The 23,517-nt window shown below is 72.4% G+C and carries 19 protein-coding genes; 8 read left to right on the top strand and 11 right to left on the bottom strand.

Features of this window, described 5'->3' with window-relative positions:
• Positions 1 to 15 precede the first annotated feature (15 nt).
• Both IAG44_RS23810 and IAG44_RS23805 read left to right on the top strand, forming a co-directional pair.
• Positions 16 to 1,038: a P1 family peptidase gene (locus IAG44_RS23810; RefSeq protein WP_187749096.1), complete on the top strand. Its 1,023-nt coding sequence runs from the start codon at positions 16 to 18 to the stop codon at positions 1,036 to 1,038.
• 230 nt (positions 1,039 to 1,268) lie between these two features.
• The gene (locus tag IAG44_RS23805; protein ID WP_187749095.1) at positions 1,269 to 2,015 is read left to right on the top strand and encodes a DUF6227 family protein; all 747 of its coding nucleotides are present in this window, start codon (positions 1,269 to 1,271) and stop codon (positions 2,013 to 2,015) included.
• 204 nt (positions 2,016 to 2,219) lie between these two features.
• Here the strand turns inward: IAG44_RS23805 and IAG44_RS23800 are convergent, their stop codons facing one another.
• The 4 genes from IAG44_RS23800 to IAG44_RS23785 all read right to left on the bottom strand — a co-directional run bounded on the left by IAG44_RS23800 (position 2,220) and on the right by IAG44_RS23785 (position 6,860).
• Positions 2,220 to 2,498, bottom strand: a complete 279-nt coding sequence (locus IAG44_RS23800) for a hypothetical protein (protein WP_187749094.1) — start codon at positions 2,496 to 2,498, stop codon at positions 2,220 to 2,222.
• A 252-nt stretch (positions 2,499 to 2,750) separates the two neighbouring features.
• Positions 2,751 to 4,847, bottom strand: coding sequence for a PTS fructose transporter subunit IIABC (locus IAG44_RS23795; RefSeq protein ID WP_187749093.1), 2,097 nt, complete (start codon positions 4,845 to 4,847; stop codon positions 2,751 to 2,753).
• 250 nt (positions 4,848 to 5,097) lie between these two features.
• Positions 5,098 to 6,102, bottom strand: a complete 1,005-nt coding sequence (gene pfkB / locus IAG44_RS23790; RefSeq protein ID WP_187749092.1) for a 1-phosphofructokinase — start codon at positions 6,100 to 6,102, stop codon at positions 5,098 to 5,100.
• Complete coding sequence (locus IAG44_RS23785) at positions 6,099 to 6,860, bottom strand: DeoR/GlpR family DNA-binding transcription regulator (RefSeq protein WP_187749091.1); 762 nt, start codon at positions 6,858 to 6,860, stop codon at positions 6,099 to 6,101. The genes pfkB and IAG44_RS23785 overlap by 4 nt, the downstream gene beginning before the upstream one ends.
• 225 nt (positions 6,861 to 7,085) lie before the next feature.
• Between IAG44_RS23785 and IAG44_RS23780 the strand changes: the two genes are divergently transcribed.
• Positions 7,086 to 8,057: a helix-turn-helix transcriptional regulator gene (locus IAG44_RS23780; protein ID WP_187749090.1), complete on the top strand. Its 972-nt coding sequence runs from the start codon at positions 7,086 to 7,088 to the stop codon at positions 8,055 to 8,057.
• 800 nt (positions 8,058 to 8,857) lie between these two features.
• Here the strand turns inward: IAG44_RS23780 and IAG44_RS23775 are convergent.
• On the bottom strand, positions 8,858 to 9,856 hold the full coding sequence (locus IAG44_RS23775) for a sigma-70 family RNA polymerase sigma factor (protein ID WP_187749089.1): 999 nt from the start codon (positions 9,854 to 9,856) through the stop codon (positions 8,858 to 8,860).
• A 185-nt stretch (positions 9,857 to 10,041) separates the two neighbouring features.
• Here IAG44_RS23775 and IAG44_RS23770 point away from each other — a divergent pair, with 185 nt between their 5' ends.
• Positions 10,042 to 10,557 (top strand): GNAT family N-acetyltransferase, encoded by a 516-nt coding sequence (locus tag IAG44_RS23770; RefSeq protein ID WP_246562015.1) that lies wholly within the window; start codon positions 10,042 to 10,044, stop codon positions 10,555 to 10,557.
• 27 nt (positions 10,558 to 10,584) lie between these two features.
• On the opposite strand, the gene IAG44_RS23765 is transcribed toward IAG44_RS23770, so the two are convergent.
• A complete protein-coding gene (locus tag IAG44_RS23765) occupies positions 10,585 to 11,370 on the bottom strand; it encodes a dioxygenase family protein (RefSeq protein ID WP_187749088.1) in 786 nt (261 codons plus the stop codon).
• Between the two features lie 104 nt (positions 11,371 to 11,474).
• On the opposite strand from IAG44_RS23765, the gene IAG44_RS23760 reads away from it, so the two are divergent.
• Positions 11,475 to 11,987, top strand: a complete 513-nt coding sequence (locus IAG44_RS23760) for a MarR family winged helix-turn-helix transcriptional regulator (RefSeq protein ID WP_187749087.1) — start codon at positions 11,475 to 11,477, stop codon at positions 11,985 to 11,987.
• 38 nt (positions 11,988 to 12,025) lie between these two features.
• On the opposite strand, the gene IAG44_RS23755 is transcribed toward IAG44_RS23760, so the two are convergent.
• Entirely contained in the window at positions 12,026 to 13,540 is a 1,515-nt protein-coding gene (locus IAG44_RS23755) for an MFS transporter (RefSeq protein ID WP_187749086.1), read from the bottom strand.
• A 149-nt stretch (positions 13,541 to 13,689) separates the two neighbouring features.
• Positions 13,690 to 14,337 (bottom strand): TetR/AcrR family transcriptional regulator, encoded by a 648-nt coding sequence (locus tag IAG44_RS23750; RefSeq protein ID WP_187749085.1) that lies wholly within the window; start codon positions 14,335 to 14,337, stop codon positions 13,690 to 13,692.
• A gap of 333 nt (positions 14,338 to 14,670) precedes the next feature.
• Between IAG44_RS23750 and IAG44_RS23745 the strand changes: the two genes are divergently transcribed.
• Positions 14,671 to 15,975 (top strand): M6 family metalloprotease domain-containing protein, encoded by a 1,305-nt coding sequence (locus IAG44_RS23745; RefSeq protein ID WP_187749084.1) that lies wholly within the window; start codon positions 14,671 to 14,673, stop codon positions 15,973 to 15,975.
• Positions 15,976 to 16,023: 48 nt separating this feature from the next.
• Positions 16,024 to 18,141, top strand: coding sequence for an IclR family transcriptional regulator domain-containing protein (locus IAG44_RS23740; RefSeq protein WP_187749083.1), 2,118 nt, complete (start codon positions 16,024 to 16,026; stop codon positions 18,139 to 18,141).
• Here IAG44_RS23740 and IAG44_RS23735 read toward each other — a convergent pair.
• Positions 18,125 to 18,487: an MFS transporter gene (locus tag IAG44_RS23735; protein ID WP_187749082.1), complete on the bottom strand. Its 363-nt coding sequence runs from the start codon at positions 18,485 to 18,487 to the stop codon at positions 18,125 to 18,127. The two genes, IAG44_RS23740 and IAG44_RS23735, sit on opposite strands and share 17 nt — an antisense overlap.
• 87 nt (positions 18,488 to 18,574) lie before the next feature.
• Here IAG44_RS23735 and IAG44_RS23730 point away from each other — a divergent pair, with 87 nt between their 5' ends.
• A complete protein-coding gene (locus IAG44_RS23730) occupies positions 18,575 to 18,736 on the top strand; it encodes a hypothetical protein (RefSeq protein ID WP_187749081.1) in 162 nt (53 codons plus the stop codon).
• An 18-nt stretch (positions 18,737 to 18,754) separates the two neighbouring features.
• Here IAG44_RS23730 and IAG44_RS23725 read toward each other — a convergent pair whose 3' ends face one another.
• Entirely contained in the window at positions 18,755 to 19,591 is an 837-nt protein-coding gene (locus IAG44_RS23725) for a hypothetical protein (RefSeq protein ID WP_187749080.1), read from the bottom strand.
• 278 nt (positions 19,592 to 19,869) lie between these two features.
• A complete protein-coding gene (locus tag IAG44_RS23720; protein ID WP_246562014.1) occupies positions 19,870 to 23,442 on the bottom strand; it encodes an AAA family ATPase in 3,573 nt (1,190 codons plus the stop codon).
• Between the last annotated feature and the right edge of the window lie 75 nt (positions 23,443 to 23,517).

Raw genomic sequence — 23,517 nt, 5'->3', positions numbered from 1 at the left:
AGGGAGACTGGGGGTATGACAGTTGACGCTTTGACGGATGTCGCCGGGGTGCGGGTCGGGCATGCGACGCGGGTCGGGGGTGGGTGGCTGACCGGGACGACCGTCGTGCTCGCGCCGGAAGGGGGTGCGGTGGGCGCCGTCGACGTGCGTGGAGGTGGGCCGGGGACGAAGGAGACGGACGCGCTGGATCCCCGGAACGTGGTGCGGCGGGTGGAGGCGGTCGTGCTCACCGGGGGGAGCGCGTACGGGCTGGACGCGGCGTCCGGGGTGATGGGCTGGCTGGAGGAGCGGGGGCGGGGCGTGCGGGTGGGGCCCGAGGCGGGGCATGTCGTGCCGGTGGTACCGGCGGCCTGCGTGTTCGACCTGGGGCGGGGCGGGGATTTCCGGGCGCGGCCCGATGCGGTGATGGGGCGGGCCGCGGTGGAGGCCGCCGCGGCGAGCGGGGTCGGGGAGCCGGTGGCCGAGGGGTGCGTGGGGGCCGGGGCGGGGGCGGTCGCGGGGGCGATGAAGGGTGGGGTCGGGACGGCCAGTGTGCGGCTGGGGTCGGGGGGTGTCGTGGGGGCGCTGGTCGTCGTCAACGCGGTGGGGTCCGTGGTGGAGCCGGAGACGGGGGCGTTGTACGGGGAGTTGGCGCGGGGGCGGGTGAAGTGTCCGCCGCGTGCCGTGCACGAGGCCGCTCGGCGGCGGCTCGCGGAGTGCGCGGAGGGGGTCGTGCCGCCGCCGCTCAACACGACGCTGGCCGTGGTGGCGACGGACGTCGGGTTGTCCAAGGCGCAGGCGCAGAAGTTGGCCGGGGTTTCTCATGACGGGATCGCCCGCGCTGTGCGGCCCGCGCATCTGATGCACGACGGGGACACGGTGTTCGCGTTGGCCACAGGAGTGCGGGAGTTGACCTCGGAGGATCCGCTGGCGTTGAACGAGGTGCTGGTCGCGGGGGCGGACGCGGTGACCCGGGCGATCGTGAAGGCGGTGCGGGCGGCGGAGTCGGTGGAGGGGGACGGGGGTGTGTGGCCGTCTTATCGGGAGTTGTACGGGTGAGGGTGGGTTGGCGAGGGCGAGGGGGCGTTCGGGGGTGGGAAGGTTGGGGGTGTTGTGTGGGGTGGGGGTGGGGAGTTGTGGGTTTTGATGGTTTGTCTGGGGTGGGGGAACTTTCTGGGTGGGGGGTGCGTTTTAGAAGGCATACGTTTCGCTGTTCGGGGACATGATGTCGGGCCGAGGGGCTACCGTATGCACCCACAAGGTGACATGCAGCAACGCCGGGAGAAACCTTGAGCGTTCCGTACGAGATGGCGGCGTACGAACCAGCCGAGTCGCCCGAGTCTCCGGAGGAGCACCTCGCGCGGCTCCTCGGTCGGGCCCTGAACTCCTTCGAGCTGGCCGACGAGGTGCTGAGGCGGCTCGACGGCGCGCTGGCGCACGACAGTTCGCTGCACTCCGCGCACCACAGCGCGGGTCTGCACCGCGAGACGTACCGGCACACCTGGCTGCTGGCGGACGGCCAGGCGCTGACGCTGTGGGAGCTGGTGCACAACGTCACGGCGAGCGGTGAGCCGCAGCACGAGGTGTACGCGGATCCGGAGGAGCTGCGGGAGGCGACCGTCCGGCTGCCGTTACCGCCGGACTCGCCGGAGTTCGAACTGCCGGCGTACGTGCAGCTGGCGCCGATGCCGGTGCCCCGGCACATGTACGTGCGGGGTGATTCGGCGGACCACGTACGGCGGTTGATGCGGCGGGCGGAGAACACGGACCGGCCCGCGCGGGAGTTGACGGAGCTGGTGGCCGCGGCGGCGGCGTACGAGATCACCCAGTCCTTCGGCCGGCCCTGTCGCGCGGGGCGCGCGAAGCTCGGGTACGCGCTCTACGAGCACGCGTTCCTGCTGGCCGACGGGGAGGAGGTGTCCCTGTGGGAGGTGGAGCACACGGCGACGCCGGACGGGCGGCACATGTGCGAGGTGTACGCGACGGAGGACGAGGCGCGGGCGGCGATGGAACGGCGGGCCGCGCAACTGTCGTGATGCGGCGGCTTGTTGAGAGGTGAGGGGGCGGCGCGGAGGGTTTGGCGGGTGTGTCCGTGATCGCCAGGCGGGCGGCGCGGCGAGGGGCGTCGGGCCAGCGGCCGGGCCGGCAAGGTGATCCTCCGTCGGCCTCACAACGCACGGCGTCGGCCTCACGTGCACGACATCGGCCTCAACCGCACGGTTCAAGACACGCCGTCCGCCTCAGTGCTCCTCGGCCAACTGCCGGACCAGCGTCGCGAAGGCGTGTTCCTCGGCGGGGGTCAGGCGGACGGTTTCGGCGGCGGGGCCGGTGCGGCGTTGGTGCGGGAGGGCGGGGAGGCCGTCGGCGCGGTGGCGGAGGGGGGTGGTGGTGTACCGGGTGGGGCCGCGGGGGTGGCGGGGGCGGCGCAGGGTGCGGGCCACGGTGGTCAGCCAGGTGAGGGCCCCGAGCGTGAGGGTGGTGAGGGCGGCGAGTTGAGGGAGGGTGAGATGCGCGGGCATGGGAACCAGTAGACACCACGGTTCGTTACTTTTGTGCCGGATCGTGGAGAATCCGGCAGGGCTCGCGGGGGGTATTAAATGCGCATATGGGGCTTGGGAGTTGCGAAGGGCGCATGGGGTGTCCGAGGGGCGTACGAGGGTGGTGCGCGCCTGCCGGAGGAGGGCTGTGAGGGGTGTGGGACGACGACGGCCGTGACCCCCTCACGAGGAGGCCACGGCCGGTCGCCGGGATGGAGGGCGCTATACCACCGCCTACGCCGCCACCGGCTGCTTGGCCTCGGCAGACCGGTCGGCCGTCCCCGCCCCGGAGGGGACCGCGCCGGCCGGGGAGGACTTGCGCAGGCCCTTGAGGAGGATCACGAGCGCGGTGGTGACGCCGACGCCGGCCGCGAGGGCGATCAGGTAGAGGAAGGGGTTGCCGATCAGGGGGACGACGAAGATGCCGCCGTGCGGGGCGCGCAGGGTGGCGTCGAAGGTCATCGACAGGGCGCCGGTGACCGCGCCGCCCGCCATGGACGCGGGGATGACGCGCAGGGGGTCGGCCGCGGCGAACGGGATGGCGCCCTCGGAGATGAAGGAGGCGCCCAGGACCCAGGCGGCCTTGCCGTTCTCGCGCTCGGTCTCGGTGAAGAGCTTGCCGCGGACGGTCGTCGCCAGGGCCATCGCCAGCGGCGGGACCATGCCGGCGGCCATCACGGCGGCCATGACCTTCATCGCCGAGTCGCCGGGGTCGGTGACGGCGATGCCGGCGGTGGCGAAGGTGTAGGCGACCTTGTTGACGGGGCCGCCGAGGTCGAAGCACATCATCAGGCCGAGCAGGGCGCCCAGGAGGATCGCGTTCGAGCCGGTGAGGCCGTTCAGCCAGTCCGTCATGCCCTTCTGGGCGGAGGCGATGGGCTTGCCGATCACGACGAACATCAGGAAGCCGACGATCGCCGTCGAGATCAGCGGGATCACCACGACCGGCATGATGCCGCGCAGCGCCGTCGGGATCTTCACCCGTTGGATGCCCATCACCACGCCGCCCGCGAGGAGGCCCGCGGCGAGGCCGCCGAGGAAGCCGGCGTTGATGGTGGAGGCGATCATGCCGCCGACGAAGCCGGGGACGAGGCCGGGCCGGTCCGCCATGCCGTACGCGATGTAGCCGGCGAGGACGGGGACCAGGAAGCCGAAGGAGACGGCGCCGATCTGGAAGAGCAGGGCGGCCCAGCTGTCGGCCTGGGTCCACGCGAAGTGGTCCATCACCGAGGGCGCCTTGTTGATCTTGTAGCCGCCGATCGCGAAGCCGAGAGCGATCAGGAGGCCGCCCGCCGCGACGAAGGGGACCATGTAACTCACGCCGGACATCAGCCACTTGCGGAGTTTGGTGCCGTAGCCCTCGGTGGAGTCGCCCGCGCGCTCGACGGGGGTGGTGCCGGTCGCCGGGGCGGTCGTCACGCCCCGGGCGGCCTTGTCGCGGACCTCGGCGATCAGTTCGGCGGGGCGGTTGATGCCGGCCTTGACGCCGACGTCGACGGTCGGTTTGCCGGCGAAGCGCGCCTTGTCGCGGACGGGGACGTCGTGCGCGAAGATCACGCCGTCCGCCGCGGCGATGACGTCCGGGTCGAGGCGGGTGAAGCCGGCCGAGCCCTGGGTCTCGACGGTCAGCTCCACACCGGCCTCCCGGCCCGCGTTCTCCAGGGACTCGGCGGCCATGTAGGTGTGGGCGATGCCGGTGGGGCAGGAGGTGACGGCGACGATGCGGAAGGGCTGAGCCGCGGGGGCGGTCGCCGGGGCGGGCTCGGCGGAGGGGGCCGGCTCGGGGGTCCCAGCAGCGGCCGCGGGCGCCGGGGTTTCGGCCGCTGCGGCACCGGTGGAGGCCGCCACCGGTGCCGCAGCGGAGTCTTCGGGGGTGATGTCCTCGGGGGTCAGGTCGCCCCGGATCAGGGACGCCGCCGTCGCCGGGTCCGTGACCGCGCGCAGGGCGTCCGTGAAGGCCGTGTTCATCAGCTGGCGGGCCAGGGCGGACAGGATCGTGAGGTGGGCGTCGTCCGCGCCGGCCGGGGCCGCGATCAGGAAGATCAGGTCGGCGGGGCCGTCGGGGGCGCCGAAGTCGATGCCGGGGGTGGCCCTGCCGAAGGCCAGGGTGGGTTCCGTGACGTGGGTGCTGCGGCAGTGCGGGATGCCGATGCCGCCGTCCAGGCCGGTCGGCATCTGCGCCTCACGCGCGGCCACGTCGGCCAGGAAGCCGTCCAGGTCCGTGACCCGGCCCAGGGTCACCATGCGGGCGGCGAGGGACCGGGCCGCCGCTTCCTTGTTCTCGGCGGACAGGTCGAGGTCGACCAGGTCCGCGGTGATCATGTCGCTCATCGCGGGCTCCTTCGCACGCGTATCGCCGGTGGGGCGGGGGTGGAGTCGGGGGTGGGGGTGGCGAGGGCGCCGCTTAAGGGGCTCTGCCGCGTGGGGGCCGGGTGGGTGGGGGTCCCGCCGGGGGTGGAAGGCCGGGTGGGGGCGGGTGCGCGGTGGTGGGTGGCCGGGAGGCTGCCGTCCGGCCGTGCTCGCGGGGCGCCTGCGGCCACGGCCGGTGGGTGCGGGTGAGGGCGCCTTGGCCTCGGGGGTGTCATGGCGTCGGTTCCCTCAGGGGGCGGTTCACCGGGATGTCCGAGGTGAGGGTGACCGCGTCCGGGGTGAGGTCCGCGGGGGTGGGCATGAGGCTGCCGGGGAGCTGGACGGCGGCGGCGCCGTGGGCCACGGCGGAGGCGAGGGCGGCGGGGCCGGTGCCGCCGGCGATGAGGAAGCCGGCGAGGGAGGAGTCGCCGGCGCCCACGTTGCTGCGGACGGTGGTGACGGGGGACGCGGCGAAGTAGGTGCCGGTGGCGTCGAGGAGGAGCTGGCCGTCGGCGCCGAGGCTGGCGAGGACGGCTCGGGCGCCCATGTCCTGGAGCTGTTCGGCGGCCTTCAGGGCGTCGCCGATCGTCTTCAGGGGGCGGCCCACCGCCTCGGCCAGCTCCTCCGCGTTGGGCTTGACGACGTCCGGGCCGGCGCGGAGGGCTTCCAGGAGGGCGGGGCCGGAGGTGTCGAGGGCGATGCGGGCGCCCGCCGCGTGCGCGCGGGTGACGACGTCGGCGTACCAGGACGGCGTGAGGCCCCTCGGGAGGCTGCCGCAGCAGGCGATCCAGTCGGCGCCGGCCGAGTGCTCGCGGACCGTCTCCAGGAGGAGTTCCTGTTCGGCGGGCGAGAGTTCGGGGCCGGGGGCGTTGATCTTCGTGAGGACGCCGTCGGATTCCGCGAGGGCGATGTTGGAGCGGGTGGCGCCGGCGACGGGGACGGGGGCGACCTCGATGCCCTGGGCGTCGAGGAGGTCGGCGACGAGGGCGCCGGGGGCGCCGCCGAGGGGGAGGACGGCGACCGTGCGCCGGCCGGCCGCCGCGACCGCGCGGGAGACGTTGACGCCCTTGCCGCCGGGGTCCATGCGCTCGCCGGTGGCGCGGATGACCTCGCCGCGGTCGAGGGAGGGGACCTCGTAGGTGCGGTCGAGGGAGGGGTTGGGGGTGACGGTGAGGATCGTGCCGCGCCCGGCGGTCGGAGCGCCGGGGGTGTGCGTCGGGACGGGGGTGGCGTTCATGCGCGTACTACTTCCGTGCCGCCGCGTTCGATGGCGGCCGTGTCGTCGTCGCCGAGGCTGTGGTCGGTGATCAGGAGGTCGATGTCGGCGAGGTCGCCGAAGCGGGCGAAGTGTTCCTGGCCGTGCTTGGCGGAGTCGGCCAGGAGGACGACCCTGCGGGCGGCGGCGATCGCGGCGCGCTTGACGGCGGACTCGGCGAGGTCGGGGGTGGTGAGGCCGTGGCCGGGCGAGAAGCCGTTGGCGGCGACGAACAGGACGTCCGCGCGGATCTCGCTGTACGCGCGCAGGGCCCACGCGTCGACCGCCGCGCGCGTGCGGTGGCGGACCCGGCCGCCGACGAGGTGGAGCTGGATGCCGGGGTGGTCGGCCAGGCGGGCGGCGATGGGGAGGCTGTGGGTGACGACCGTGAGGGTCGCGTCCAGGGGGATCGCGGCGGCCAGGCGGGCGACCGTCGTGCCGGCGTCCAGGATCAGGGTGCCGTCGGGCGGGAGTTCGGCCAGGGCCGCCTTCGCGATGCGGTCCTTCTCGTCGGCGGAGGTGGACTCGCGTTCCGCCAGGTCCGGTTCGAAGTCCAGCCGGCCGACCGGTATCGCGCCGCCGTGGACTCTGCGGACGAGGCCGGCGCGGTCCAGGGACTTGAGGTCCCGGCGGATCGTCTCCGCCGTGACCTGGAACTCCTCGGCCAGCGACACGACGTCCACTCTGCCGCCGTCACGGGCGAGGCGCAGGATTTCCTGCTGTCGCTCCGGTGCGTACATCGCTGCCTCCGAGGTGTCCGGTTCTCGGCTGTCCGTGTCCGGTTGCCGCCTGTTTCGTGTCCGAACTTGTGGTTTCGGTGGGAGGCTACGCCCAGATTTCCGGAAAGTAAACAGGTTCGGACTTCGATCGGGCATGATCGGGCTTCGGGGTGGGGATTGGGGCAGGGTTTGGGCGGGTGGGGGTTTAGGTCAGGGGCTGGCCTAGTGGTGGGGCATGCTCTGGGCATGACCACTGACACTCCCGCACGGTTGCTTCAGTTGTTGTCGCTGCTCCAGACGCCTCGGGAGTGGCCCGGAGGTGAGCTGGCCTCGCGGCTCGGGGTGTCCCGGCGGACCGTTCGGCGGGATGTCGACCGGTTGCGGGAGCTGGGGTATCCCGTGCGGGCGACCATGGGGGCCGACGGGGGGTACCGGCTGGTCGCCGGGAAGGCGATGCCGCCGCTGCTGCTCGACGACGAGGAGGCCGTGGCCATCGCCGTGGGGCTGCGGGCGGGGGCCGGGCACGCGGTGGAGGGGGTGGACGAGGCGTCCGTGCGGGCGTTGGCCAAGCTGGAGCAGGTGCTGCCTGCGCGGCTGCGGAGGCGGGTGGTGACGTTGCAGGCCGCGACGACGTCGTTGACCAGTGGGGACGGGGCTCGGATCGCGCCGGAGACGTTGACCGTCATCGCGTCGGCCATCGCCGGGGGCGAGCGGTTGCGGTTCGCGTACAGCGCGCGGGATGGGGTGGGGAGCCGGCGGGTTGTCGAGCCGTATCGGCTCGTTTCCGCCGGGCAGCGGTGGTATCTCGTCGCGTACGACCTCGATCGGGGGGACTGGCGGACGTTTCGGGTCGATCGGGTGAGTGAGCCGTTTGCGACCGGGGCTCGGTTCGGGGCGCGGGAGTTGCCCGAAGGGGATGCGGCGGAGTTCGTCCGTAAGGCGCTTCAGGGGAGGCGGGCCGCGTATGAGTTCTCTGTCGTGTTCGCCGGGGAGGTGGAGGAGGTGGCCGCTCGGGTGCCGGGGTGGATGGGGCGGGTGGAGGGTGTCGAGGGTGGGGGGTGTCGGGTTCGGGGGGTCGGTGGGGGGCCTGTGGAGTGGTTGGCCGTGCAGCTTGCGGTGGTGGGGGTGGATTTTGTGGTGGAGGGGCCGGAGGAACTGGTGCGGTGTGTGCGGGAGTTGGGGGAGCGGTTGGGGAGGGCGGGGGGTGGGGGTGGGTGAGTGGGGGGCGCGGTCCGTCGGGGGTGGAACGGTGGTTTGGCGGGTGCGGGTTCGATGTGGCTGGTCGCGCAGTTCCCCGCGCCCCTGGGTGGGTGGGGGTGGAGGGGGATTGGTGAGTGCGGGTGAGGGGGTGGGGCGCGGTCGGTTGGGGGTGGGGCGGTGGTTTGGCGGGTGCGGGTTCGATGTGGCTGGTCGCGCAGTTCCCCGCGCCCCTGAGGTGCGTGGCGGTAGCCGCATGTTGGTACAGCCTCGCGCCCCTTGGGTGCTTGGGGGTGGCCGCATGTTGGTACAGCCCCGCGTCCCTTAGGTGCTTGGGGGTGGCCGCGCGTTGATGCAACCCCCCGCGGGCCTGAGGTTTGTGGGGGTGGCGGAATGTGGGTGGGGGGTGGGGGTGGGTAGTTGGGGGTGTGGCAGTATTTGGAGATTGGGCGGGTCACCCCGGGGTTCAGGTTCGGGGTGACCCGTTCTTTGGGTGTGTGGGGAGAGAAGAAGAGCCGGGCTTCGGCGCCCGGGGGGGGGAGGGCGCCGGAGCCCGGCTGGGGTGGTCCCGGCGCCGGGGGGAGTGCGTCGGGACGTGGTCTCTGTTGGGGGTGTCAACTGGGGGCGGGGGTGCGAGGTTTCTCGGGTTGGGGGGTGAACTGCCGTTCCCTGGAGACTTGTTCCCCTGGGAGGGGCGGTTGAAGCAGGGGCGAGCGCGTGTTCGCCCAGGGCATGCGGGCCGGCGTCCCGAGGGGTTCGGTTCCGGACACCGCGGCCTCGCGCGAGGTCACGAACTCACGCCCCGGGGGCCACTCCCCCGCTCACGCCGCCGCCTCGAAACCCGTGTCCCTCGCGAGCTTCTTCAGTTCGAGGAGGGCGTGCTTCTCGATCTGGCGGATGCGTTCGCGGGTGAGGCCGTGTTCCTTGCCGACCTCGGTGAGGGTGCGCTCGCGGCCGTCCTCGATGCCGTAGCGCATCTTGATGATGGAGGCGGTGCGGGGGTCGAGGCGGTCGATGAGGCCGTCCAGCTCCTCGCTGCGCAGGAGCGTGAGGACCGACTGCTCGGGGCTGACCGCGGACGTGTCCTCCAGGAGGTCGCCGAACTGGGTCTCGCCCTCGTCGTCGACGGACATGTTGAGGGAGACGGGGTCGCGGGCCCAGTCGAGGACGTCGGAGACGCGCTCGGGGGTGGAGCCCAGCTCCTTGGCGATCTCGGCGTGCTCGGGGTCGCGGCCGTGCTCGCGGTTGAACTCGCGCTGGACGCGGCGGATCCGGCCCAGCTCCTCGACCAGGTGGACGGGGAGGCGGATCGTGCGGGACTGGTCGGCTATGGAGCGGGTGATGGCCTGGCGGATCCACCACGTCGCGTACGTGGAGAACTTGAAGCCCTTGGTGTAGTCGAACTTCTCCACCGCGCGGACCAGGCCCGCGTTGCCCTCCTGGATGAGGTCGAGCAGGGGGAGGCCGCTGCGCGGGTAGCGGCGGGCGACGGCGACGACCAGGCGGAGGTTGGAGCGGATGAAGACGTCCTTCGCGCGCTCACCGGCGGCGACCAGGGCCGCCAGCTCCTCGCGGGTGGCGTCGGACCCCGACTCCTCGTAGCCGTCGAGGAGTTGTCGCGCGAACACGCCCGCCTCGATGATCTGCGACAGCTCGACTTCCTTGGCGGCGTCGAGCAGGGGGGTGCGCGCGATCTCGTCGAGGTACATGCCGACCAGATCGCGGTCGGCGATCTCCCCGCCGGTGGCGCGAACACTGCGGGCCACAGCGCCTGTCTCGCCGGTGGCGGACTGACGACGGGCGACGGCACGGGTTGCCATGCGTGCTCCCTAACAATGGTGGCTGCCGGGTGGTCCGGACGGGTCCGGGGTTCCCGTTCTTCCGATCCGGGTCCCTCAGATCCGTTCGATGGAAACAACGACTGGAATCAGGACAGAATTCCCAACCCGTGCCCCCAATTTTCTGATCTTGCAGTATCCTGCCCGGCCACGCGGAGGAGGCGGATGTGTCGGAGTCGGCAGACGTGCAGGTCAGGCCGGGAGTCGAGGGGGACCTCGACGCCCTCACCGAGCTCTACAACCACTACGTCCGTGAGACGGCCATCACATTCGATACCCGGGTTTTCACTGCGGAGGAGCGCCGTCCTTGGCTGCTCTCCCACCCTGAAGACGGCCCCTACCGCCTGATGGTTGCCACGGCCACGGACTCACGGCGAATTCTGGGGTACGCCACATCCAGCCCTTACCGCCCGAAGGCGGCGTACTCCACGTCCGTGGAGGTCACGGTGTACGTCGCCCCCGACGCGGGCGGGCGCGGTGTCGGCACGCTCCTCTACACGGCCCTGTTCGAGGCGCTGGCCGGCGAGGACCTCCATCGCGCGTACGCGGGCATCGCCCAGCCCAACGAGGCGTCGACCCGGCTGCACGAACGCTTCGGGTTCCAGCACGTGGGGACGTACCGCGAGGTCGGCCGGAAGTTCGGCCGGTACTGGGACGTCGCCTGGTACGAGAAGGCGTTGTAGACCCTCACCACCCTCACCACCCTCACCTCACCCGAACTGCACCGACCTCTTCGCGAGCCCCATCCAGAACCCGTCGATCACCGACTTCTGCGCGTCCAGCTCGCCCCCCGCCTCGGCGACCCCCATCGTCACGAAGAGCGGCGCGAAGTGCTCCGTGCGCGGGTGCGCGTAGCGGCCGGCCGGTGCCTTGTGGAGGAAGTCGAGGAGGCCGTCCCAGTCGCGGGACTCCAGCGCGCGGTGCCCCCAGTCGTCGAACTCGGCGGACCAGGTGGGGACGCCGGTGCCGCGCAGGGCGGCGAGGTTGTGGGTGAAGAAGCCGGAGCCGACGATCAGGACGCCCTCGTCGCGCAGGGGTGCGAGCTTGCGTCCGATGCCCATGAGGCTCACCGGATCGAGGGTCGGCATCGAGATCTGGAGGACAGGGACGTCCGCGTCCGGGAACATCTCCACGAGGGGGACGTAGGCGCCGTGGTCCAGACCGCGGTCGGGGATGTCCTGTACGGGGATGCCCGGGGCGCGCAGCAGCTTGCGCACGCTCTCGGCGAGCGCCGGTGCGCCGGGGGCGTCGTACGTAACTCTGTAGTAGTGCTCGGGGAAGCCCCAGAAGTCGTAGACAAGGGGGACGGGGTTGACGGCACCTAGGGCGAGGGGGGCCTCCTCCCAGTGCGCGGAGACGGTGAGGATCGCCTTGGGGCGCGGCAGGTCCGCGGACCAGGCGGCGAGTTGGCCGGGCCAGACGGGGTCGTCGGCGAGCGGCGGTGCCCCGTGACTGAGGTACAGGGCGGGCATGCGCTGCGGGTTGGCGGCGGACATGGTGGTGACTCCCTCCGATTGCTTCAAATCTGCAGCATCGACTTATACATACCCTACGACCTGTTTGTTTAAATTTCAATGATGGGAGCGTTACTGTGGAGTACATGAAGGCATCCCCCTCCCCGACCCCCGATGAGCCGCAGTGGCTCTCCGAAGAGGAGCAGTGTGTCTGGCGTGCCTATCTGCACGCGTCGACGCTCCTCGACGACTACCTCGACCGTCAGCTCCAGCGCGACGCCGGCATGCCGCACATGTACTACGGACTGCTGGTGGGCCTGGGCGAGGCCCCGCAGCACCGGTTGCGGATGACCCAGCTGGCGATGAAGTCCAAGATCACCCGCTCCCGCCTCTCGCACGCGATCGCGCGGCTGGAGAAGAACGGGTGGGTGCGGCGCGAGGACTGCCCCTCCGACAAACGGGGCCAGTTCGCCGTCCTCACGGACGCCGGGCTCGAGGTGCTGCGCAGGGTCGCGCCGGGCCATGTCGAGGCCGTCAGGGCCGCGTTGTTCCAGCGGCTGACCCCGGAACAGACGAAGGCCCTCGGCGAGATCCTGACGATCGTCGCCGAGGGCCTTCAGCCCAACGAAGCGGGTGCTGACCTACCCTGGCTGCGCTGACCTCGTCCCCAGGGCCCGCGCAGGTCCGAGCGGGTCGGTCAGTGGGCGACCACCGGAACCTTGAACTCGTCCTCAGCACCTTCCTCGACACCGTGGCCGAGGTTCGGACGGCCGGCGTTGACGAGAGTGAAGGCGATCACCGAGGCGGCGACGAGGATTCCGACGGCGAACCAGATGGCGCTCGTGTAGCCGTGGACCATGCCGTCGAGCTGGACCAGCTGCTGCTGCGAGCGGCCGGCGGCACCGGCGATGTGGTCCTTGACGTAGGAGGTCGTGGCGGACGCGGCGATCGTGTTCAGCAGGGCGGTGCCGATGGCGCCGCCCACCTGCTGCGACGTGTTGACCATCGCGGAGGCGACACCGGCGTCCCGGGGCTCGACGCCCTGGGTCGCCATCGACATGGCCGGCATGAACGCCGTACCCATGCCGAGGCCGAGCAGGAGCATCGCGGGCAGCAGCAGGGCCGCGTACGAGGAGTCGACCTTCATCTGGGTCAGCAGGAACATGCCGAGGGCGGCGACCAGGAAGCCGGGGCCCATCAGCAGGCGCGGAGCGACCCGGGTCATCAGGCGCGTCCCGATCTGGGTCGAGCCCGTGATCATGCCGACGACCATCGGCAGGAACGCGAACCCGGTCTTGACCGGGGAGTAGCCCTTGACGATCTGGAGGTAGTAGGTGAGGAAGAGGAACAGGCCGAACATGCCGATGATGGCGAGGCCCAGCGAGAGGTAGACACCACCGCGGTTGCGCTCGGTGACGACGCGCAGCGGCAGCAGCGGGGCCTTGACCTTCGTCTCGACGACGACGAAGGCGGCGAGCAGGACGGCCGAGCCGACGAACATGCCGATCGTCAGGGCGTCGGACCAGCCGGCGCTCTCGGCGCGGGTGAAGCCGTAGACCAGGGCGACCAGGCCCAGGGTGGAGAGCAGGACGCCCGGGATGTCGAGCGGGTTGCGGTTGCGACCGCCCTCGGGCTCACGGATGACCAGGTAGGCACCGGCCGCGGCGACGATCGCGAACGGGATGTTGACGAAGAAGGTCCAGCGCCAGTTCAGGTACTCGGTGAGGAAGCCGCCGAGGATCAGGCCGACCGCGCCGCCACCGCCGGCGATGGCGCCGTAGATGCCGAACGCCTTGGCGCGCTCCTTCGCGTCCGTGAACATCACGGCGAGCAGGGAGAGCGCGGCGGGGGCGAGCAGGGCGCCGAAGACGCCCTGGAGGCCGCGGGCGCCGAACATCATGGCCTGGTTGGTCGCGGCGCCGCCGAGGGCGGACGCGAGCGCGAAGCCGCCGAGGCCGACGACGAAGGTGCGCTTACGGCCCCACAGGTCGGCGATCCGGCCGCCGAAGAGCAGGAGGCCGCCGAAGGCGAGGGCGTACGCGGTGACGATCCACTGCTTGTTGCCCTCGGAGATGCCCAGGTCGGACTGGGCGGCGGGCATCGCGATGTTCACGATGGTGGCGTCGAGGACGACCATCAGCTGGGCGATGGCGATGAACGCCAGGGCCTTCCAGCGGTTGGCGTCGGGGGCTATGGGGACTGCTTGAGACATGGGTGAACCCACTCCGGGACTTCGTTGGTGAGAACGACGTCGCTTAGGACGAGCGCGACGCGGTGACGGTGAGGTGAAGGTGATCGGTACGACGGTGTACGGAGATCAGACGGGTCGGGGCGGCCGAACTAATCGGCTGAACTGATCGGTCACGGCCGGCGCAGCTCCTCGATGGTCATGGGGCTGCCCGTCAGCTCCGAGGCGGCGGGCGCGCGCAGGCCGTCCAGGACGAGCTGGAGGTGACGGTGGATGAACCGGTCGGCGCTGGCGCACATGGTGCCCGCCGGGGGCCGGCTCAGCTGGGCCACGACGATCATCACGTCGCCGGGGCCGACGTCCTCCCGGAGCTGGCCGGCCGCCTTCGCCCGGTCCATGAGCTCCGAGATGATGCCTTCCGCGCGCTTGCTGGCGGCGGCCAGGTCGGGGTGGTCCTCGTCGAACGACTCGGAGATCATCGGGCAGAGCGCGCTGATCCGTTCGTCGGCGGAGACGTGCACGAAGCGCTCCAGGGCGGTGAAGGCGTCGGCCTCCTCGGCCAGCGCCTCCTGACCGGCGCGCGTCGTGCGGTCCAGGACCGAGCAGACGACCTCGCGGACGAGGGCCTGGCGGTCCGGGAAGTTCCGGTAGACCGTGGCGTTCCCCACGCCGGCCCGGCGCGCGATCTCGTCGAGCGGCACGTCGGGGCCGAACTCGGTGAGCATCTCGCGGGCGGCGGCGACGATCCGCTCCCGGTTGCGCAGGGCGTCGGCGCGGGGCCGGGGCGTCTTGCGCTGCGCGGGAAGCGTGAGGGGTTCCACGGCGGTCTCCTTGCGGGGAGGGTCGGATGAGGGTGTCGGTGTCGGTTTCGGGCTTCGGCTTCGGCTTCGGCTTCGGCTTCGGCTTCGGCTTCGGCTGGGGAGGTTTCTGCCGCGATCCGGGGATCCGGTCCCCGTTTCGCTCGGACGCAGGGTTAAACGGGGATCGGGTCCCCGGTTATTTCCCCGGACGGATGTGACCTGTGCCACACCCTCAGGGGTTCCGGGGTGGAGCCACGATCGGACGCTTCCAGCGCGCGCCCCCGCACGCCCCGGCAGAGGGTGAACGGGAGGGTGCAGCCGGTGACCGGGGCTGCCTGGACCGAAGGGCCCCGCATGCAGCCGCACTCGCCGCGCCGACGGATACGCCCGCACCGGATGGCCGCGCTGGTGTCGGTGACCGCGCTGACGCTGGCGGTCGGGACGTCGGCGGGGCCCGGCGAGCGGGCGCGCGCGCCCCGGCCCGTCGCGGCCGGCGCGAACCCGATGACCCTGGCCCGCGCCTCCGCGCTCGGGCCCTGCATGATCCGGGGCGCGGCGGCGGTGCAGATGTCCGAGGGAGTACCGACGCCGGGGGGCTACTCCAGGTCTACGGGTACGGTCAGGGCGCTCACCCTGATGATCGACTTCCCGGACGCCAAGGGGCCGGGCAGCGCGCTGGACCGCTTCGGGGAGTTCTTCCCGCAGACCGCCGACTGGTTCAGGACCGCGTCCTATGGCCGGCTCGACTACCGCGCGGAGGCGCCGGTGCCGCGCTGGCTGCGGATGCCGAAGCCGTTCGAGGCGTACGGGATAGAGCGCGGGGCGCCCTTCGACCCCGGGTACCGGGAACTCGTCGAGGACATCGTCGCCGCCGCCGATCCGGGCGTCGACTTCCGGGACTACGACCTGCTGAACGTGCTGGTCACCCCCAACGCCGGGCCGTCCGCGCTGGACACGGTGCTGTCGGTGACGTTCGCCGGCAACACGGAGGCGCCGACGGCGGACGGGGTGCCGGTGGCCAACGCGTCGTTCGTGTACTCGCGGCAGGACGACGGCTCCGGGACGTACGGGCAGACCGGGTACCGGGTGCTGCCGCACGAGAACGGGCACGTCTTCGGGCTGCCCGACCTCTACACCGCCGAGGGCGGGGGGGCCGTCGGGCACTGGGACATCATGAGCGAGGACTGGGGCGCCAACAACGACCTCCTCGGCTGGCACAAGTGGAAGCTGGGCTGGCTGACCCCGGAGCAGGTCAACTGCGCGTCGGCCCAGGGGACTTCGGAGTACACACTGACGCCGCTCGCCTCCCCGGGCGGGCGCAAGCTGCTGTTCGTGCCGGTCAGCGGGCGCAGCGGGTACGCGGTGGAGCTGCGCACACGGGGCGGCAACGACGAGACGGTGTGCCGGCCGGGGGTGCTGATCTACAAGGTCGACGCGGCGGTGGACACCGGGATGGGGCCGGTGACCGTGCACGACTCGCGGCGCGACAGCGGGGGGTGCACCCGTAGTCCCAACGTCCACGCCGAGTTGTCCGACGCGACGTTCCGCCCGGGGCAGCGGTTCGTGGACCGCGAGCACGGGGTGAGCATCGGGGTGGGCGGGATCGACATGGACGGGAACTACGCGGTGTCGGTGACACGGAGCAGGCCGTTCGGCTGATCTCCCGTACGGTGAGTTTTCGAGATCTCACCCCGGAGTGCACCGCCCATGACGCCGTCCGACGTTGTTCCGCCCGAGGCCGTGGCCCCGCTGATCCGGGGTGTGGCCGTGCTGGACCGGCTCACCAGGGCCGGGGGGACGCTGAGCCTGAGCGCGCTGGAACGGGAGACGGGGCTCGCGCGGTCCACCGTCGACCGGATCGCCGTCACGCTGGAGCGGGTCGGGTACGTCCGGCTCGACGGCCGTGACGCCTCGCTCGCGCCCCGGGTCGCGGAACTCGGCAACGCGTACCTCTCCGCGCTGCGGCTGCCCTCGCTGCTGGCCGCCCGCGCGGATCGACTCGCCGACGAACTCGACGAGTCCGTCTCCCTCGCCGTCGCCGACCGGGACGGCATCCGCTTCATCCACCAGGCCACCCGACGCCGCACCCTCTCCCTCTCCTTCCGCATCGGCGACCTCCTCCCCGCCGAACGCACCGCCCCCGGCGCGGTGTTCGCGGGCGAGTGGGACGAGGAGCAGTGGGCGCAGTGGCGCGCGCGGCGGACGGCGGATCCCACGGACGCGGGGTTCGGGACGGTGCCGGAGAGGGAGGCGCGGGAGGTCTGGCCGACGAGCACGGAGGCAGCGGGTGAGCGGGGGGCCGGGGCGACCGTGGGGACCGACATCGGGGCCGGCGCCAGCCTCAAAGGCGGGGCGGGGAATGGGCGTTCGGCGGGCGGGGCTGCGGGGCACGGGCGGCGGACCGGGGCCGAGGCCGAGGCCGGGACCGAAGCCGGGGCCGGGACCGGGACCGAAGCCGGAGCCGGGACCGAAGCCGGGGCCGGGGTCGGGGCCGAAGCCGAAGCCGGGGCCAGGGCCGGCCTCAAAGGTGGGGCGGGGCACGGGCGTTCGGCGGGTGGGGCCGTGGAAGCCGGCCTGTGGGTCGGGGCAGGCGGTGAGCCGTGGGGCAAGCTCGGGGACGAGCCGGAAACCAGGCCCGGGGTCACGCCGACGGGCGGGCCCGGAGCTGCGCCGGAGAGCGGGGCCGAGGTTGCGGCAGCGGGTGGGCCCGGGGTCGCGTCGGGCGGTGAACTCGCCTCCCCCGATGACGAGTTCGTGCGGCGGGTCGAGGTTGCCCGGCGGGACGGGTTCGCGGTGGATGATCAGTTGATCGAGCCGGGACTCGTGGCGGTGTCTGTGCCGGTGCGGGATGGGGAGGGGCGGGTGGTGTGTGTGGCGAGTGTGGTGAGTCATACGAGTCGGCATACGGCTGGGGGGTTGTGCGAGGTGTTGCTGCCACGGCTGCGGGAGGCCGTGGCCGGGATGGAGGAGGTTCTGCGGACGGCGCCGGAGGCGGTGGCGGGGCCGGCGCCCGCCGGGCTCGCGGGGTGGACGGGGGCGTCGAAGCAGGAGTTGGGGCGGGAGTTCGTGGAGTCGCTGGCGCGGGGGCTGAGCGTGCTCACCGCGTTCGGGGAGGGGCGGGCAGAGTTGTCGCTCGCCGAGGTCGCGAAGGTGACGGGGCTCCCCCGGGCCACCGCGCGCCGGGCGCTGATCACTTTCCGGCACCTGGGACTCGTCCGACTCGGCGCCGATCCACGGGACTTCGCGCTCACGCCGCGCGTGCTGTCGCTGGGGTTCCCGCCGATGTCGCGGACGAGCCTCGCGCGGATCGCCCGTCCGCACCTGGAGGAGCTGTCGGCGCGGATCCAGGAGCCGGTGTCGCTGGGGGTGTTGGCCGGTGACGAGGTGCAGTACACCGCGCGGGTCGCCGGGCGGCATGTGATGAGCGTGGACATCAGCGTGGGGACGCGGCTGCCCGCGTGGGCGACGTCGCTCGGACGGGTCCTGCTGGCCGATCTCCCGGACGAGCGGCGGCAGTTGGGCGAGCTGCGCGCGTTCACCGCGCGGAGCGTGACGGATCCGCGGGAGCTGCGGAAGGTGCTCAACGAGGTACGAGAGCGCGGATTCGCCCTGGTCGACGAGGAGTTGGAGGCCGGGGTGCGGGCCCTCGCGGTGCCGGTGCGGGGGCGGGACGGGCGGGTCGTGGCCGCCGTCAACGCGGCAACTCACGTGGCGCGGCGGTCCGTTGACGAGTGCGTCTCCGCTCTCCTGCCCGAACTGCTCACCGCCGCCGGGCGGATCACGGAGGAGCTGGCGGTGGTGTCACGGTTCATCCGCGTGCGGTGACGGCGCGGCGCGCGGGTTTCAGGAGCAGGGCGAGGACGAAGGCGACGGCAAGGAGGCAGGCGGCGACGAGGAAGACCCGGTCGACAGCCGTGTCGTAGGCGTCCAGCACCGTTTCCCGGAGGCTCCCGGTCAACTCGTGGACGTTCTCCGGCTGTTCGGCGGCCCTCGCCCGACCGGCGTCCAGTCCCGAGAGCCCTTCGACGAGCTCCGCGTGGAAGACGGCGTTGAACGCGGCGAGGCCGAGGGAGCCGCCGAGCTGGCGGCTGAGGGTCTGGAGGGAGACGGCGGCACCGAGGTCCCGCATCGGGGAGTTGTTCATGACCGCGAGGGCGTAGATCTGGGTCATGAGCCCGAGGCCGACCCCTATCAGGACCGTGTAGAGGGCGGACAGCGCGCGGCCGGTGTCCGGTGTGAGCGCGACAGCCGGCGCCGGGTGCTGGAGCTGACACCGGCCGGGGAGGAACTGCTCGCGCGGTCACGGGAGTTCCAGCAGCGGGTGTTCGACGAGTTGGTTGAGGGCTGGCCGGAGGGTGACGTGCGGGAGTTCGCGCGGTTGCTGGCGCGGTTCGCGGAGTCGGTGGAACGGAAGTTGTGAGAGGTGCCGGGGTACCTCTCAAGTACCCCTGCGATAGGTGAACCCCGTGAGGGACACCGTGTACTCCCCCCGGTTCTCCCGGTACTCCGCGCAGTACCGGGTCGGATACCAGCCGGTCCGGAGCCACGCGCTCGGCTGGCGGAACGGCACGCAGGTGTCCGCGACGGTGCCGTCCCGCAGGCCCTCAAGCCATGACTTCGCGATCATCGACTCGTAGAAGGTGATCTCGCCGTCGTACGTGCCGTAGATCCAGGTGTGGGTGAACGGGGCGCCGTTCAGTTCGGGGGACGCCGAGTCGAGGAGGTGGTTGCCCATCGCCGGCTCCACCGCGTCGACGTCGATGAAGCCCGGTGCGAGGTACCGCTCCGGGACGGGTTTCTTCGCCCGTGCGTAATCCGCGCAGTCCGTGAGCATGGGGCACGGCCCCGGCCGGATCGCGTCGCGCTGCGCCAACGGCTGGAGATAGAAGTGGAAGTCGAAATGCGGGACGTCGTAGACGCCCTTCGGAACATGGCCCTGGGGATTCCAGTTCACCAGGTCCCAGGTGAAGGGGGACTTTGTGGCGGTCGGCTGTTGCAGCACGTTCTCGTGGCCCGCGGAACATTCCGTGTGCGGGTCGATCCCGCCGTTCCCGTCCTTGTCGAAACAGTGCTTCTCGTCGCTGACGGCCGACGGCAGTCCCCGCAGCGCCGCCGCCGAGAACACCACGCCCAGCGCCACCGGCCGCTCCCCCGCCCGCTGCTCGTACGCCCTGAGCACACCGTCCCCGAGCCGCACCGGGCTGCCGTACTCGGCGCACGGGCCGGTGTACGAAGCGGTCGAGCGCAGCACCGCGTCGACGCTTTCCCGTGGCACCCGGACCGTGAACTCCCGCGCGGATTCCCCTTTTCCGAAACCCGCCCCTTTCCCGAAACTCGCCCCTTTCCCGAAACCCGCCACACATATCGCGACCCGACCGCTCCCGTCCGCCGCCTCGGCCGGAACACCGGCCAGCAGTGACGCCGCGACCAGAATTCCCGCACACCATCCGACGCGCGCCACGCGTTCCCCTTTCACCGCTTGTCCCGACGCACCCAATATCAGGGCGGAGGCAGAGCGGGGCCACCCGGCGCGTTCCCGTGGGCGCCGGGTCCTCAGGAGCCGAACGCGGTGTCCGTGTCCTCCCCGCCCCAGCCGGTCGGGCTGCGCCAGATGACGTGGACGCGGAAGACGTCGCGGATCGTGCCGGCGGACCAGTCCTCGGCCGGCGGTTCGGGGAGGACGAGGTAGAGGCCGTCGGCCGGGGTGGGCAGCGTGTGGTTGACCTCCAGCAGACGGGTCGCGCCCGCGCGCAGGTCCGCGTACGCGCAGTGGCCCGCGCCCAGCGCCTCGTACAGGAACAGGCCGTGCCGGGTGACGCAGCTGACGTCGACGATCGCGGAGTCGGCCGGCTGGAGGTCCGCCCACAGGAGCGACGCCTTCAGCGCGTGGCGGACCGCTTCGTGCTTCTTGCAGGCGCGGTCGGCGCGGGCGGACTCCTCCAGCGCGCGCAGAAAGGCGTCCTGCGGGGCGGAGGCGGGCTCCGCGACGGTGTCCACAGCGGTCATCTGGCGTTCTGCTTCCTGTTCTTCCGGTTCCTGTGGAGCCGGTTCCTGCGCGGCCGGTTCCTGCTCTTCCTTGCCGAAGCGCTCCTGGAGCTCCCGGCGCGCCCGCGCGAGCGGTTCCGTCCAGCCGGACGCCGTCACCGCCTCCGCGAGCCGGCCCGCGTCGAACGTCCTCTCCTTGAGCGCGCGGCTGGTCGTCGCGGCGAGGTCGCGCAGGACGCCGAGGCGTTCGCGGTCCGGGTCGCCGAAGAGGTGGAGGACGCTGACCCAGTCGGCCTGGTCCCGGCGGAGGATGCGGTTGGCCATGCCCTGGAGTTCGGACAGGCGGACGCGGGCGTCGGGGACGTCGCCGTCGTCGCTCCCGGCGAGTTCCCCGAGCACGTCCAGCGCCGCGAGGTAGCGCCCCGCCATCCGCTCCGAGACGGGGGACCGGCCGCGCTGGTCGGCGGTGAGCACCGTCTGCGTCGTCTCGTTGGCGAACACCCAGCAGTCCACCTTCTCGTTCCGCCGAGGGGGGACCGAGCCGTGGCGGACGGTGAGGACGAGGGGCCGGTCGAGCACCGGTGACAGCGGCCTGACCTTGTAACGGCCGCCCGGGGCACGGCCGACGACCTCGACGCGGACGTCCGTGCCGATCGGGGGGAGCTTGCCGGCACCGGCGTCCTCCGTCCGCGCCTCCCCTGAACCGGCGTCGGCGTCTGCGTCGGTGTCCGTGAGCCGCGTCGGCAGCGGGGCCGTGTGCAGGACCGTCAGGCTCTGGGTGCTGCGCGTGAGGGCCACGTACAACTGGCGCAGCCCCGCCGGACCCCGGTCGGCGATCGTGGCGGGCTCGACGACCAGGACGTGGTCGTACTCCATCCCCTTGACCTGGGCCGCGGCCAGCACGGACACGGTCTCCCGGCTGCGCGCGCCGATGTCGTCGTCCTCGGCGATCCGGCGGCTGATGGCGTCCAGCCAGTCCGAGTCGTCGGGGACGACGACGGCGACGGAGCGCGCGGTGCTGCCGTCGCTGGTGTCCATGAGCCGGGCCACGTGGGCGACGGTGTCGTCCAGCAGCTTCCACGGCTCGGTCGCCACTGTCCGCACGGCGTCCGCGCCGGCCTCCCGGACGGCCTGCGGGAACGGCAGGTCCGGGGCGATGGCGCGGGCGAGCGGGGCGACGAAGTCCATGATCTCGGCGGGGACGCGGTAGCTGGTGGTCAGCTCGGCGACGCGCCAGTCGCCGTGGTCGGACAGGAGCGCGCCGAGCAGGTCCCAGTCCGCCGGCAGGTGGGCGCCCGTCGCCTGTGCGAGGTCGCCGAGGACGGTCATGGAGCCGCCCGCGCCGCAGCGCCGGCGCAGGGAGCGGGCCTGCATGGGGGTGAGGTCCTGGGCCTCGTCGATCACGATGTGCCCGTACCTCGGCGGGGTGTCGCCGCTGATCAGGACGCGCAGCTCTTCGAGGCAGACCTGGTCGTCGAGGGTCCACGGGTCGGCGTCGGCGGTGGCGGCGCGGGGGCGCAGCAGCGCCGTCCGCTCGTCCTCGTCGAGGATGCCGTCCGCGCACTCCCGCAGGAGGTCGGGCGTGTCGTAGAGGCTGCGCAGGGCCTCCCTCGCGCCGGGGGACGGCCAGACCCGGTCGACCAGGCGCTCGACCCGGCGGTTGCGTTCCAGGTCCCGGCGGATCGTGCCGGTCTGCCCCCGGCGGGGCGCGATGCCGGCGAGTTCCTGGAGGAGGCGGTCGACGAGGAGGCCCCGGAACCGCTCGCGGCGCTCCCGGAACGGGCCCTCGCCGCTGTGGGCGCGGTCGAGGAGGGCCAGCACCTCGGACTTCGGGACGCGCAGCGTCGTGCTGCCCGCGGTGACGACGATCGCGGGCTCGTCGCCCTCGAAGGACGGGGCGACGGTCAGGGCGTCCAGCGCCGCCGGGCGGTAGTCGCTCTCGACGCGGCGCCGCAGGACGTCCGCCATCCGGCCGTCCGACTTCACCCGGCGTGCCTTCGGGGTGTCGGTGCCGGTCGTCTCGCCCTCCCACAGGCGGGCCAGCCGGACCGCGTTCACGTCCCGCGTGCCGAGCGTCGGCAGGACCTGTCCGACGTAGTCGAGGAACCGCTGGTGCGGGCCGATGACCAGGATGTCCTGGGCCCTGAAGTGCTCGTTGTCCACGAGCCACGTCACCCTGTGCAGGCCCACCGCCGACTTGCCCGTGCCGGGGCCGCCCTGCACGACCATGATGTCCGCCGGCGCACCCGTGACCAGCTCCAGCTGGTCCCTGCGGATCGTCTCGACGATGTCCCGCATGCGGCCTCGGCGGGAGCGCTGGAGCTCGCGTAAGAGGAGGTCGTCCGGCTGGAGGGGTTTACGGCGCCGGCGGCGGGCGGGGTCGGTGGGAGTGGGGGGTGGGGTGGGTGCGGGTGGGGGTGGGGGCTGTGGAGGGGTGGCGGCGGGTTGGCGGGGTGGCTCGGGGGCGCCGGGCCGGGGGACGGCCGGCTCGGGGGCGGTGTGCTCGGGGGTGATCGGTTCGGGCGCGGCGGGCTCGGGGAGAGCGGGCTGCGGGGCGGCCGGTTCGGGCGCGGACGGTCGGGGGACGGTCGGTTGAGGAGAGGCCGGTCGAGGGGCGGCGGGCCGGGGGACGGCCGGTCGAGGGGCGGCGGGTTGAAGGGCCGCCGGTTCGGGTGTCGGCGAGGGCGTCGGTGCGGACGTCGGGAGGGCGATGTCGTCGACGTAGTGCTCGACGGTCCGCTGGACGCAGCGCAGGCGTCGGCGCAGGACGACCTCGCCGGGGTTCTCGGGGCGGGTCTCGATCCACTTCTTCGCGAGGGGGCTGGTCCACAGCAGGACGACCGGTTCGTGCGCGGCGTCGTGCACGCAGCGGCGGCCGATGTACCAGGGGCGGGGGGCTTCGCCGGGGTCCTGCGGCGCGTCCACGCGGGCGAAGACCAGGGCTTCGTCGCCGAGCCCGTCGTAGGCCGCCGCGCGGGCCTCGGCCTCGGCCCGGTTGGCGATGCCGTCCTTGCCGCTCGCCGAGGCGGTGGCGGCGGAGGTGCCGCTCAGTTCGGCCAGTTTCCTGGCGTAACAGTCGTACGCGTGATCCACCGCCCGCTGCTCGCCGGCCAGGATCTCGTCCCGAGTCGTCGTGCCCATGCCCGTCCCTCCCCGCGGTGCCGATCCACACCGCCACGGGCTCTCGCCCGTACCCCGCCGCAACAACTACCAGAA

Source organism: Streptomyces roseirectus (assembly GCF_014489635.1).
In the GTDB taxonomy this organism is placed as follows: domain Bacteria; phylum Actinomycetota; class Actinomycetes; order Streptomycetales; family Streptomycetaceae; genus Streptomyces; species Streptomyces roseirectus.
The sequence above is the reverse complement of the archived record's forward strand: the minus strand, read 5'-3'. Positions and strand labels throughout refer to the sequence as shown.